Source organism: Hydrogenophaga sp. ZJX-1, from assembly GCF_048590325.1.
Taxonomy (GTDB): domain Bacteria; phylum Pseudomonadota; class Gammaproteobacteria; order Burkholderiales; family Burkholderiaceae_C; genus Hydrogenophaga.
The window spans coordinates 336,821-349,201 of sequence record NZ_JBMBRA010000006.1 but is presented as its reverse complement, the minus strand read 5'-3'; the positions used below and the strand labels follow the sequence as shown (position 1 = coordinate 349,201).

Sequence of the window (12,381 nt, the reverse complement as noted above, 5' to 3'; positions counted from 1 at the left end):
GCACCCCAAACAGACGCTGGGGGCGGCTTTTTTATCCAAAAGGAGAGTCTATGCGTCATTACGAAATCGTTTTGCTGATCCATCCGGATCAAAGCGAACAGGTTCCAGCCATGCTGGAGCGCTACAAGGGCATGATCACGGCCGGCGGCGGCAAGATCCACCGCGTTGAAGATTGGGGCCGTCGCCAGATGGTTTACCAGATCAACAAGCTGTCCAAAGCCCACTACCTGTGTGTCAACATCGAGGCCGATCAGGCTGTGATGGCTGAACTGGAGCACGCCTTCAAGTTCAACGACGCCGTGCTGCGCCACCTGACCGTGCTCAAGAAGAAAGCCGAAACCGGCCCTTCGAGCATGATGAAGTCGGTCGAGCGTGAAGAAGCCCGCAAGCTTCAACAGCCCGCCCACGGCAACCAGGAACAGCGAGTCCAGGCCGCCTGATCCCGGGCGTGTCATCGTCAGCGGTCAACCGGTGTCAATTGTCCGCCGTGGTGGTGCAGGTTCAGAGCCTGCGCTACACACCGGCAGGCATCCCGGCCGTCAACCTCGTGCTGGAGCACGAGTCAACGGTCACCGAAATGGACACCCCGCGACTGGTGAAACTGCAACTGAGGGCTGTGGCCTTCGGAGCCCAGGCTGAAACACTGTCCCGACAGGGGCTTGATTCGGTTTGTGAGTTTCACGGTTTTCTGGCGAATGCACGCAACGGCAAAGGCGTCGTGTTTCATATCCAAGATTTCAGCAAGACATAGGAAAGGCCCATCATGGCTGCACCGAAACGTTTCAACAAAGACAAGCGCCCCAAGCGCAACACCCAATCGCTGCTGTTCAAGCGCAAGCGCTTCTGCCGCTTCACTGTGGCGAACGTCGAAGAAGTCGACTACAAGGACATCGATGTCCTGCGTGACTTCATCGCCGAAAACGGCAAGATCATCCCCGCGCGCCTGACCGGCACCCGCGCCTTCTACCAGCGCCAGGTCAACACGGCCATCAAGCGCGCACGCTTCCTGGCCATGCTGCCTTACAGCGACCAGCACCGCGTCTGAAAGAGAGCCTGACATGCAAATCATCCTGCTCGACAAAGTTGTCAATCTCGGCGCCCTGGGCGATGTGGTCAAGGTCAAGGACGGCTACGCCCGCAACTTCCTGATCCCGGCCGGCCGTGCCCGCCGCGCCACGCAAAATGCCATCGCCGAATTCGAAGCCCGCCGTGCGGAACTCGAAAAAGTGGCGGCGACCAAGCTGGCTGAAGCCCAGGCCCTGGGTGAAAAGCTGGCTGCTGTGACCATCAAGCTGTCGCAAAAAGCCGGTGTGGACGGTCGCCTGTTTGGCTCCGTCACCAACCACGACGTGTCCGAAGAGCTGAACAAGCAAGGCTTCTCTGTGGTCAAGTCGCAAGTTCGCATGCCCAACGGTCCGTTGAAGAATGCGGGTGACTACACCGTGAGCGTCAACCTGCACACCGACGTCACCATCGACGTCGCTGTTTCGGTGCTCGGCGAAACCGCCTGATCGCCCGCATCCATCCAGGCAGTTCACTGCCAGGATGGAACAGAAGCCGCCGCCTTCGGGTTGGCGGCTTTTTTGTTTCCGGCGCTGCGTCCCGCCCATCGGCTGGAGCGACTTGTCCCACGAAATCCTTCGCCTTTGCACCGGTTGTCCACAGGTTTGTCCCATGACACACGGGCGGCCGCGACGTACCATTGAAGGCCCTTCAGGAAAGCCATGTCCTCCGCATTCTCCAGTCCCCTTTCTTCATTTGACGCCGGTCTTGACGAGGTCGATTTCGGTGCCGACCGGCAGATCGCCCAGTTGCGCGTTCCACCGCATTCCATCGAGGCCGAATCCAGTGTGCTGGGCGGCCTGCTGCTCGACAACCACGCCTGGGACCGCGTGGCCGATCTGGTCAACGATTCCGACTTCTACCGCTACGAACACCGCCTGACGTATTCCGCCATCGCCTCGCTGGTCAATGCCAGCAAGCCGGCCGACGTGGTCACGGTGTTCGAGCACCTGCAGAACCTGGGCAAGGCCGACGAGGCCGGTGGTCTGGCCTACCTGAACTCGCTGGCTCAATACGTGCCCAGCGCGGCCAACATCCGCCGTTACGCCGAGATCGTGCGCGAACGCGCCATCCTGCGAAAACTGGTCGCCGCCAGCGATGAAATCGCCACCGCGGCCTTCAATCCGCAAGGCCGGCAGGTCGCCAAGATCCTGGACGAAGCCGAGCAGAAGATCTTCAAGATCGGTGAAGAAGGCTCGCGCATGAAGGAGGGCTTCCAGGGCATGGACACGCTCGTGGTCGATCTGCTGGACCGCGTGCAGGAAATGGCCGACAACCCGATGGACGTGACGGGCGTGCCCACCGGTTTCATCGACCTGGATCGCATGACCTCGGGCCTGCAGGCGGGGGATCTGGTGGTGCTGGCGGCTCGTCCGTCCATGGGCAAGACGGCGTTCGCCATCAACATCGCCGAACACGTGGCCTTGAACGAGGGGCTGCCGGTGGCCGTGTTCTCCATGGAAATGGGCGCCTCCCAGCTCGCGGTGCGTATCGTCGGTTCCATCGGTCGCATCAACCAGGGCCACCTGCGCACCGGCAAGCTGACCGACGACGAATGGCCCCGTCTCACCGAAGCCATCGAGAAGCTGCGCAACGTGTCGCTGCACATCGACGAGACACCGGGCCTGACCCCCAGCGAACTGCGCGCCAACGCGCGGCGCCTCTCGCGCCAGTGCGGCAAGCTCGGCCTGATCGTGGTCGACTACCTGCAGCTCATGAGTGGCTCGGGTGCAGCCGGGGGGGACAACCGTGCGACCGAGCTGGGTGAAATCTCGCGGGGCCTGAAGATGCTGGCCAAGGAACTGCAGTGTCCGGTGATCGCGCTCTCCCAGCTCAACCGCTCGGTCGAGCAGCGCACCGACAAACGCCCCATGATGAGCGACCTGCGCGAATCCGGTGCCATCGAGCAGGATGCGGACATCATCATGTTCATCTACCGCGATGACTACTACAACCGCGAAACGTCCAAGGAACCCGGCGTGGCCGAGATCATCATCGGCAAGCAGCGTAACGGCCCCACCGGCGTCGTCAAACTGACCTTCCTGAACACACTCACACGTTTTGAGAGTCTCGCTGGCGGCGGGGATTTCTGATCCCGGTTCGCTGAACGCAATAAAAAAAAGCCCGACCGAAGTCGGGCTTTTTTTATTGTGTGTCAGGCGGTTACAGCACTTCGGAAGCAAAGTCCGCCAGTCGCGAACGTTCGCCGCGCGCGAGCGTGATGTGCCCGCCGTGCGGCCAGCCCTTGAAGCGGTCCACCGCGTAGGTCAGGCCCGACGACCCTTCGGTCAGGTAAGGCGTGTCGATCTGCGCCAGGTTGCCCATGCAGATGATCTTGGTGCCGGGGCCGGCGCGCGTGATCAGGGTCTTCATCTGCTTGGGCGTCAGGTTCTGAGCCTCGTCGATGATGACGTACTTGTTCATGAAGGTGCGCCCGCGCATGAAGTTCATGCTCTTGACCTTGATGCGGCTTCGGATCAGCTCGTTGGTGGCGGCACGGCCCCATTCGCCGGCATTGCCGCCATCGCCCTTGGCCAGGAATTCCAGGTTGTCGTCGAGCGCGCCCATCCAGGGACCCATCTTTTCTTCTTCGGTGCCGGGCAGGAAGCCGATGTCTTCACCCACGCTCACCGTGGCGCGGGTCATGATGATTTCGGTGTAGCGGCGGTCATCCAGCACCTGGGTCAGGCCGCTGGCCAGCGCCATCAGCGTCTTGCCGGTGCCGGCCGTGCCGGCCAGGGTGACGAAATCGACCTCGGGGTCCATCAGGATGTTGAGCGCGAAGTTCTGTTCACGGTTGCGGCTGGTGACGCCCCAGACGGCATTTTTCAGGTGCGTGAAGTCCTTGAGCGTCTTGAGGACCGCGGTCTTGTCCCGGATTTCGGTCACGCGGGCGTACAGCGAGGGTTCGCCAGGCGCTTCGAAGTACACAAACTGGTTGATGTAGAACTGGCTCACCGCCGGACCGCTGACGCGGTAGAAGGTGTGGCTGCCACTGGCCCAGCTCTCGATCGTCTTGCTCTGGCGGGTCCAGAAGTCCTGCGGCAGGGCCAAGGCACCGGCGTAGAGCAGTTCACCGTCATCCAGGGTCTTGTCGTTCTGGTAGTCCTCGGCGGCCAGACCCAGTGCACGGGCCTTGACCCGCATGTTGATGTCCTTGGACACCAGGATCACTTCACGCTGAGGGTGCTTGTCGCGCAGGGCGTGTACAACACCCAGGATCTGGTTGTCGGCCTTGCCCTGGGGCAGGCTGGCAGGCAACTGGGCGTCCAGCGGTTCGGTCTGGAAAAACAGCAAGCCGCGTGCAGACAGGTGGCCGGTGGCCGAGAGCTTGAGGCCGCGTGTCATGTCGCCGCCTTGCTGCGCGACCAGGGCATCGAGCGTGCGGCTGGTCTGGCGGCCGTTGCGGGCGACTTCCGTCATGCCTTTCTTGTGGCCGTCGAGCTCTTCGAGCACGATCATGGGCAGGAAGATGTCGTGTTCCTCGAAGCGGAACAGGCTCATCGGGTCGTGCAGCAGCACGTTGGTGTCCAGCACGAACAAGCGGGCCGGTCCGGTTGACCCGCCGGATTTGGCGCGCCCTGCGCGGCGGTTGCTGGCCACGGGCGAAGCGCGCGACACGGTCTCGCTGGCGACCGGCGGTTTGCCCGTTGGCTGAGGCGCACGGAATTCGACCGGTTGGCGCTCTGCAGCCGGGGTGGCGGGAGCGGGCGCCCGCGCGGCGGGTTGGGATGGCACCGGGGCCAATTCGGGCTTTCGCTCACGGCCACGGGACCGCGCACCGGCTTTTGCAGTCGGTGCCTCGCTGGCGGGTGCCGCAGGAGCGGCACGCAAGGGGGTGACCACGCGCTCGGGTTCCGGAGAAAAGTTGATCAACTCTTCAGATGCCCTGAGGCTGTAGGCATCGGAGGCAAGCAGGGCGGCGCGTTTGGAGGGGGCTGGAGGCAGTGGCATGGAAGGCTTGGTGGTTCAGCGCTGGGCCGGAAAGCAAAAAGCCGCCGGGAAGACCGGGCGGCTTTTTGGGCTGCATAGGGCAGAGAAAGAAGGGCGGGCGAAGGGTCTTCCCAATGTCATGAACCCATTATGCACGAGCCCTGTGACGGGCAAATTCCGCCGCCACCGGCGGTGTGGTTAAGTTCAGACGGCCTTTTTCAGGGTCTTGACGGCTTTCAGCACATCTTCGACATGGCCCGGCACTTTCAGGCCACGCCATTCCTGCTTGAGCACACCATCGGCGCCAATGAGGAAGGTGCTGCGTTCGATGCCCTTGACCTTCTTGCCGTACATGATCTTGTTCTTGACCACGCCGAACATGTGGCACATCTTTTCTTCTGTGTCGGCGATCAGTTCGAACGGCAACTCAAGTTTGGTTTTGAAGTCATCGTGGGACTTCATGTTGTCGCGCGAGACGCCGAAAACATGGGCGCCAGCCTTGACGAAGTCTTTGTACTTGTCGCGGAATTGCATGGCCTCGGTGGTGCAGCCGGGCGTGTTGTCTTTCGGGTAAAAATACAGCACGACGGTCTGGCCGAGGTGAGTCTGGTTGCTGACTTTGATGCCGCTGGTGGCCAGGGCTTCAAATTCGGGAATGGGTTTGTTGACAACGACTGCCATACTGCGTGGACCCCTGACGTAAGTTGGTGGTGATTCGTTGGCTTCCCGGGTGCATCGAGCAGGCCACGGGCGGCGTGCACCCAATGGCTGTCAAAGCAGGAAACAATCCGGTATTTTACCCTGAACAGGGGTGCCGGGCCGAGAATGGACCCGAATGGACCGCTCGGTACCTGGGTATTCAGGTGCCAATCAGCAGGGCGGCCAGCACCCGCCGGCCTTCGCCCGCGAGGATGTTGTAGGTGCGGCAGGCCGCCAGGGTGTCCATGGTTTCTACGCCGATGCGCTGGTTGATCAGGCACTCCAGCATGCCTGGACGCACGAACCGCAGGCGCGGGCCACTGCCAAACACCACCAGCTCGGGCTTCACAGGTGAGCAGCTCAGCAGTTGCTCGAAATGCGCGGGCTTGAGGTCTTCGAACCGCTCGCAGGCCCAAGGCAGCAACTCCCCGGACGACGCGAGGATGAGGCTTTGCGTGTGGCGCTGACCGTTGATCGCGATCCATCCATCGCCGTAAGCGTTGATGGTGTGCAGATCGGGCTTGTCAGCGTGCAGTTTCATGGGGAAGTCGGGCGCAGGAATGGGGCGGAGCGTGCACGGATACGGTGAAGAACTGTGGTCAAATTGCAGGTTTTCCCTACAAGACGCACCGTAATATAGCGCCCAGCGCCATAGCCCGGCTCTCCACCTCTTTCTACGGCCCCCAAGCGGGAGGGACTTTGAAAACCATCCAGAAATCCGCCAAGCTCGCCAACGTCTGCTACGACATTCGCGGTCCCATCATGGACGCCGCGCGCCAGATGGAAGAAGAGGGCCACAAGATCATCCGCCTGAACATCGGCAACCTGGCGGTGTTTGGTTTTGATGCCCCTGAGGAAATCCAGCAGGACATGATCCGCAACCTGCCGAACTCGGCGGGGTACTCGGACAGCAAGGGCATTTTTGCGGCGCGCAAGGCGGTGATGCACGAGACGCAGAAACAGGGCGTCAAGGGCGTGACGCTGGATGACATCTACCTCGGCAACGGCGCCAGCGAGCTGATCGTGATGGCCACCAACGCCTTGCTCGACGATGGCGACGAGCTGCTGCTGCCATCGCCCGACTACCCGCTGTGGACGGCGGCGGTCAGCCTCTCGGGTGGCACGCCGGTGCACTACATGTGCGACGAGTCGAATGGCTGGATGCCCGACCTGGACGACATCCGCCGCAAGATCACACCGGCCACCAAGGGCATCGTGGTGATCAACCCCAACAACCCGACCGGCGCACTGTATTCCGACGAACTGCTCCTGGCGATCGTGGCGATCGCGCGCGAGCACGGTCTGGTGATCTTCGCCGACGAGGTGTACGACAAGGTGCTCTACGACGGCGTGAAACACACGGCGCTGGGCAGCCTGTCGGAAGACGTGCTGACCCTGACCTTCAACTCCCTGTCCAAGAGCTACCGCTCCTGCGGTTACCGGGCGGGCTGGATGATCGTCTCGGGCGACAAGAAGCCGGCCCGGGACTACATCGAGGGCCTGAACATGCTCTCGAACATGCGCCTGTGCGCCAACGTGCCGGGCCAGTGGGCGATCCAGACCGCGCTCGGTGGCTACCAGAGCATCAACGATCTGGTGTGTGAAGGTGGTCGGTTGCGCCGCCAGCGCGACCTGGCCTACGAACTGATCACCGCCATTCCGGGCGTCAGCTGTGTCAAGCCGACGGCGGCGCTCTACATGTTCCCGCGCCTTGACCCGGCGATGTACCCGGTTGAAGACGACCAGCAGCTGTTCCTGGAGCTGCTGCAGGAAACCCGTGTGATGCTGGTGCAGGGCTCGGGCTTCAATTACCCGGACAACCAGCACTTCCGCATCGTTTTCCTGCCGCACGAGGACGATCTGCGCGAAGCCATTGGTCGCGTGGCCAAGTTCTTCGAAGGCTGGCGCAAGCGCCACGCGCCCGTGCACGCATCAATCGCCCCCGCAATGGGCAACACCGCCAGTCTGGCCGTTCCCTAAACTGGGTGCCCCGGGCGATGGCATGGCCTGGCACCGATATTTTTGAAGTCGAGAGTTAACAACGATGAAACCGATCCAAGTAGGCCTGCTGGGCATAGGCACCGTGGGCAGCGGCACGTTCAACGTGCTGCAGCGCAACCAGGAAGAAATCAAGCGCCGCGCTGGCCGTGGCATTGAGATCACCATGGTGGCCGACCTTGATGTGGCGCGTGCGCAGAGCATCGTCGGCCCGGACGTGAAGGTGGTGAACGACGCGCGCGCCGTGATCGCCAATCCCGAGATCGACATCGTGATCGAGTTGATCGGCGGCTACGGCATCGCCAAGGCACTGGTGATGGAAGCCATTGCGGCCGGCAAACACGTGGTCACCGCCAACAAGGCGCTGCTGGCCGTGCACGGCACCGAGATCTTCGCTGCTGCGTCGGCCAAGGGCGTGATGGTGGCGTTTGAAGCGGCCGTGGCTGGTGGCATTCCCATCATCAAGGCGCTGCGCGAAGGCCTCACCGCCAACAGCATCCAGTGGATCGCCGGCATCATCAACGGCACGACCAACTTCATCCTGTCCGAGATGCGCGACAAGGGCCTGGACTTCGACGTCGTGCTCAAGGAGGCGCAGCGCCTGGGCTACGCCGAAGCCGATCCGACCTTCGACATCGAGGGTGTGGACGCGGCGCACAAGGTCACGTTGATGAGCGCGATCGCCTTCGGCATCCCGGTGCAGTTCGACAAGGCTTACGTGGAGGGCATCACGAAGCTGGGCGCCACCGACATCAAATACGCCGAACAGCTGGGCTACCGCATCAAGCTGCTGGGCATCACCAAGCGCACGGCCAAGGGCATTGAGTTGCGCGTGCACCCGAGCCTGGTGCCGTCCAAGCGGCTGATCGCCAACGTCGAAGGTGCGATGAACGCCGTGGTGGTACAGGGCGATGCCGTGGGCACCACGCTGTACTACGGCAAGGGCGCAGGCAGTGAACCCACCGCCTCGGCCGTGATCGCCGATCTGGTGGACATCACCCGCCTGCACACCGCCGACCCGCTGCACCGCGTGCCGCACCTGGCGTTCCAGCCCGACGCCATGAGCGACCTGGCGGTGTTGCCCATGAGCGAGGTGGTGACGAGTTATTACCTGCGCCTGCGCGTGGCCGATGAAGCCGGCGTGCTGGCCCAGGTGACGGGCCTGCTGGCCAACGCCGGCATCAGCATCGACGCGGTGCTGCAGCGCGAGGCCGATGAAGTGGGCGGCGAAGGCTCGACCCAGACCGATCTGATCATCCTCACGCACGACATCCGTGAAGGCGCCATGAACGACGTGCTCGCGCAGATGCAGGCGCTGCCGAGCGTGCTCGCACCCATCACGCGGATTCGAAAAGAAGAACTGAACTGAGATGCTGTACCTCTCCACCCGTGGCCACCCGGACCGCAAACACTTCTGCGAAATCCTGCTTGAGGGGCTGGCCCCCGATGGCGGTCTGTATTTGCCCGAGCGCTACCCGCAGGTGGAAGCCGCCACACTGGCGCGCTGGCGCTCGGTGTTCAACGGCGGTGCGGCCGGTGGTTACGCCGCGCTGGCGTTTGAGGTGCTGTCGCTCTACATCGACGACATCCCTGCGGCCGACCTGAAGGCGCTGTGCGACAAGACCTACACCGAAGCGGTGTATGGCACCGCGGCCATCGTGCCACTGAAGCAACTGGAAGATGGCTTCTACCTCGAAGCCCTGTCCAACGGCCCGACGCTGGCGTTCAAGGACATGGCCATGCAATTGCTGGGCAACCTGTTCGAGTACGAGCTGGCGCGCCGCGGCGAAGAGCTGAACATCCTCGGCGCCACCTCGGGCGATACCGGCAGCGCGGCTGAGTACGCGATGCGGGGCAAGCAGGGCGTGCGCGTCTTCATGCTGAGTCCGCACGGCCGCATGAGCCCGTTCCAGCAGGCGCAGATGTTCAGCCTGATGGATCAGAACATCCACAACATTGCGATCGAAGGCGTGTTCGACGATTGCCAGGACATCGTCAAGAACGTGTCGAACGACCTGGCTTTCAAGCGCCAGTACAAGATCGGCACCGTCAACTCGATCAACTGGGCGCGCCTGCTGGCGCAGGTTGTTTACTACTTCGCCGGCTATTTCCAGGCGACCACGGGCGACGACCAGAAGGTCAATTTCACCGTGCCCAGCGGCAACTTCGGCAACGTCTGCGCCGGCCATGTGGCACGTCAGATGGGCCTGCCGATCCAGACGCTGGTGGTGGCGACCAACGAAAACGACGTGCTCGACGAGTTCTTTCGCACCGGCGTCTACCGCGTGCGCGCCAGTGCCGACACGCACGAGACCTCCAGCCCGTCGATGGACATTTCCAAGGCCAGCAATTTCGAGCGTTTCGTGTTCGATCTGCTGGGCCGCGACGGCGCGCGCGTCAAGGCGCTGTTTGGCGAGGCATTGAACAAGGAAGGCCGTTTTGATCTGGGCGCCGACCCGGTTTTCGCCGAAGCCGCCAGCCACTACGGGTTTGTCAGCGGCAAGAGCACACACGCCGACCGCCTGGCCACCATCAAGGACACCTTCGATCGCTTCGGCGTGATGATCGACACCCACACCGCCGACGGCGTGAAGGTCGCGCGCGAGCATTTGAATGCGGCGGCGCCGATGATCGTGCTGGAAACCGCCTTGCCCATCAAGTTCGCCGAGACCATCGTCGAAGCCCTGGGGCGCCAGCCTGATCGTCCGGCGAAGTTCGACGGCATCGAAGCCCTGCCCAAGCGCGTGCAGGTGATGCCGGCCGACACATCGGCGGTGCAGCGCTACATCGTCCAGCATTGCCCCGCGGCGTGATGCCCGGGCGTCGGCAGCGGGCATGAAAGTCGTCGGCTTTGCAGGCTTTTCCGGTGCGGGCAAGACCACGCTGGTTGAGCAGCTGATCCCAGTCCTGCGTCAGCGGGGCCTGCGGGTCTCGGTGGTCAAACATGTGCACCATGGTTTTGAAATTGACCACCCGGGCAAAGACACCTGGCGCCATCGCGAGGCCGGCGCCTACGAGGTGGTGGCCGCGTCGCCGCAGCGCATGGTGCTGATGCGCGAATTCGAGCGGCCACTGGAGTTGACGGTGCACGACGTGATTCGCACGCTGCATCCGGGTGTGGACTGGGTGCTGGTCGAGGGCTACCGCGACAGCAACCTGCTCAAGGTCGAGGTCTGGCGTGCGGCCACCGGCAAGCCCGTGCTGTACCCGGACGATCCCTTTGTCGCAGCCATCGCCACCGACAGCGCGGATCAGTTGCCGCAGACCACCCTGCGCCCGGTGCTGAATTTGAACGACGCCGCTGCCGTGGCCGGCTGGCTGCTCGACAATGAAGATCGTTTTGACTATGTTCCCGAGGCCTACATCTGACCCGGCGGACATGCCCATCCACCGACCCTGACGCCATGAACGCTTCTGTACCGCCCGCACGGGCTCCCTTGATGGCGCTGGACGCTGCGTTGACCGACTTGCTCGAGCGGGTCGTTCCGTTGTCCCGGATCGAGACGGTGGCCGCGTTCGAGGCCGATGGCCGCGTGCTGGCCAGCGATCTGATCTCCGGACTGCAGGTGCCGCCGCAGGACAACTCGTCCATGGACGGATATGCCGTCAACACGGCCGACGTGACCGAAAAAGGCGTGGTGCTGACGGTGTCGCAGCGCATCGCGGCCGGTCATGCGGCCGAGCTGCTGCACCCCGGCACGTGCGCGCGCATCTTCACGGGTGCGCCCATGCCCTCGGGAGCCGACGCGGTGGTGATGCAGGAGGACACCCGCGAGGTCGGGGGCGATCTGCATGCGGTGCACATCGACGCCGTGCCGACCTCTGGCCAGTGGGTGCGTCGCGCCGGCGAAGACGTGACGCGTGGGGCGGTGGTCTTGCCGCGCGGTACGCGGCTTTCCCCGGCCAGTCTGGGGCTGGCGGCCAGCATCGGCTGCGCCCAGCTGCCGGTGATGGTGCGTCCGCGCGTGGCCCTGTTTTCCACCGGCGACGAACTCGTGATGCCGGGCGAGGTGGCTCCCCAGGACATGAAGCCCGGGGCGATCTACAACTCCAACCGCTTTTTCCTGCGCACGCTGCTGCAGCGCCTGGGCTGCGAAGTGAGCGACCTGGGCATCGTGCCGGACAAGCGCGACCTGACACTGGCCGCGCTCAAGACCGCGGCCGACCACCACGACCTGATCCTCACCAGCGGCGGCGTCTCGGTGGGCGAAGAAGACCACATCAAGCCGTCCGTTCAGCAGCTGGGCAGCCTTGACCTGTGGCAGATCGCCATGAAGCCGGGCAAACCTTTCGCGTATGGCACGGTGCGGCGTGATGCGGGGGCCGGGGCCGACGCGGCGCAGCCCTGCCACTTTATTGGCCTGCCGGGCAACCCGGTGTCCAGTTTCGTCACCTTCCTGCTGCTGGTGCGGCCCTTCCTGCTGCGGCTGCAGGGAGCCGAAGTGCCTGGCTTGCAGCCAGTGAAGTTGCCCGCCCACTTCGACCTGACACGTGCCGATAGGCGCCGCGAGTTCCTGCGCGTGCGCCGCAACGCCGACGGCGGCCTGGACCTGTTTCCCAACCAGAGCTCGGGCGTGTTGACGTCCGCTGTCTGGGGCGATGGTCTGGTCGACAACCCCGCGGGCAGCACCATCGCCCGGGGCGATCTGGTGTCCTATCTGTCTTTTGCCGACCTGCTGCTCTGAAAGC

At 63.4% G+C, this 12,381-nt stretch carries 13 protein-coding genes; 10 read left to right on the top strand and 3 right to left on the bottom strand.

The annotated features are described in order from the left end of the window. Window positions 1-50: 50 nt before the first annotated feature. From rpsF to dnaB, 5 genes are all read left to right on the top strand, one after another. On the top strand, window positions 51-440 hold the full coding sequence (gene rpsF, locus ACN5W5_RS18585; RefSeq protein ID WP_177139768.1) for a 30S ribosomal protein S6: 390 nt from the start codon (window positions 51-53) through the stop codon (window positions 438-440). 38 nt (window positions 441-478) lie between these two features. Further along, window positions 479-751 (top strand): primosomal replication protein N, encoded by a 273-nt coding sequence (gene priB, locus ACN5W5_RS18580; RefSeq protein ID WP_177139770.1) that lies wholly within the window; start codon window positions 479-481, stop codon window positions 749-751. A 12-nt stretch (window positions 752-763) separates the two neighbouring features. Beyond that, a complete protein-coding gene (gene rpsR / locus ACN5W5_RS18575; protein ID WP_177139773.1) occupies window positions 764-1,045 on the top strand; it encodes a 30S ribosomal protein S18 in 282 nt (93 codons plus the stop codon). A gap of 13 nt (window positions 1,046-1,058) precedes the next feature. After that, on the top strand, window positions 1,059-1,511 hold the full coding sequence (gene rplI, locus ACN5W5_RS18570; RefSeq protein ID WP_420049942.1) for a 50S ribosomal protein L9: 453 nt from the start codon (window positions 1,059-1,061) through the stop codon (window positions 1,509-1,511). A gap of 213 nt (window positions 1,512-1,724) precedes the next feature. Continuing rightward, window positions 1,725-3,155 (top strand): replicative DNA helicase, encoded by a 1,431-nt coding sequence (gene dnaB / locus ACN5W5_RS18565; RefSeq protein ID WP_420049941.1) that lies wholly within the window; start codon window positions 1,725-1,727, stop codon window positions 3,153-3,155. Between the two features lie 70 nt (window positions 3,156-3,225). Here the strand turns inward: dnaB and ACN5W5_RS18560 are convergent, their stop codons facing one another. The 3 genes from ACN5W5_RS18560 to ACN5W5_RS18550 all read right to left on the bottom strand — a co-directional run bounded on the left by ACN5W5_RS18560 (window position 3,226) and on the right by ACN5W5_RS18550 (window position 6,235). After that, window positions 3,226-5,016, bottom strand: coding sequence for a PhoH family protein (locus ACN5W5_RS18560; protein ID WP_420049940.1), 1,791 nt, complete (start codon window positions 5,014-5,016; stop codon window positions 3,226-3,228). Window positions 5,017-5,199: 183 nt separating this feature from the next. Next, window positions 5,200-5,676: a peroxiredoxin gene (locus ACN5W5_RS18555; protein ID WP_177139781.1), complete on the bottom strand. Its 477-nt coding sequence runs from the start codon at window positions 5,674-5,676 to the stop codon at window positions 5,200-5,202. Window positions 5,677-5,854: 178 nt separating this feature from the next. Then, window positions 5,855-6,235 carry an Mth938-like domain-containing protein gene (locus tag ACN5W5_RS18550; protein ID WP_420049939.1) on the bottom strand — a complete coding sequence of 127 codons (381 nt, stop codon included), beginning with the start codon at window positions 6,233-6,235 and terminating at the stop codon, window positions 5,855-5,857. A 158-nt stretch (window positions 6,236-6,393) separates the two neighbouring features. Here ACN5W5_RS18550 and ACN5W5_RS18545 point away from each other — a divergent pair, with 158 nt between their 5' ends. From ACN5W5_RS18545 to glp, 5 genes are all read left to right on the top strand, one after another. Then, the gene (locus ACN5W5_RS18545; protein ID WP_420049938.1) at window positions 6,394-7,674 is read left to right on the top strand and encodes a pyridoxal phosphate-dependent aminotransferase; all 1,281 of its coding nucleotides are present in this window, start codon (window positions 6,394-6,396) and stop codon (window positions 7,672-7,674) included. Between the two features lie 64 nt (window positions 7,675-7,738). Then, entirely contained in the window at window positions 7,739-9,061 is a 1,323-nt protein-coding gene (locus tag ACN5W5_RS18540; protein WP_420049937.1) for a homoserine dehydrogenase, read from the top strand. Window position 9,062: 1 nt separating this feature from the next. Then, entirely contained in the window at window positions 9,063-10,505 is a 1,443-nt protein-coding gene (gene thrC, locus ACN5W5_RS18535; RefSeq protein ID WP_420049936.1) for a threonine synthase, read from the top strand. After that, window positions 10,489-11,061, top strand: a complete 573-nt coding sequence (gene mobB, locus ACN5W5_RS18530) for a molybdopterin-guanine dinucleotide biosynthesis protein B (RefSeq protein WP_420049985.1) — start codon at window positions 10,489-10,491, stop codon at window positions 11,059-11,061. The genes thrC and mobB overlap by 17 nt, the downstream gene beginning before the upstream one ends. A gap of 35 nt (window positions 11,062-11,096) precedes the next feature. Further along, the gene (gene glp, locus ACN5W5_RS18525) at window positions 11,097-12,377 is read left to right on the top strand and encodes a gephyrin-like molybdotransferase Glp (RefSeq protein ID WP_420049935.1); all 1,281 of its coding nucleotides are present in this window, start codon (window positions 11,097-11,099) and stop codon (window positions 12,375-12,377) included. The last annotated feature ends 4 nt before the right edge of the window (window positions 12,378-12,381 follow it).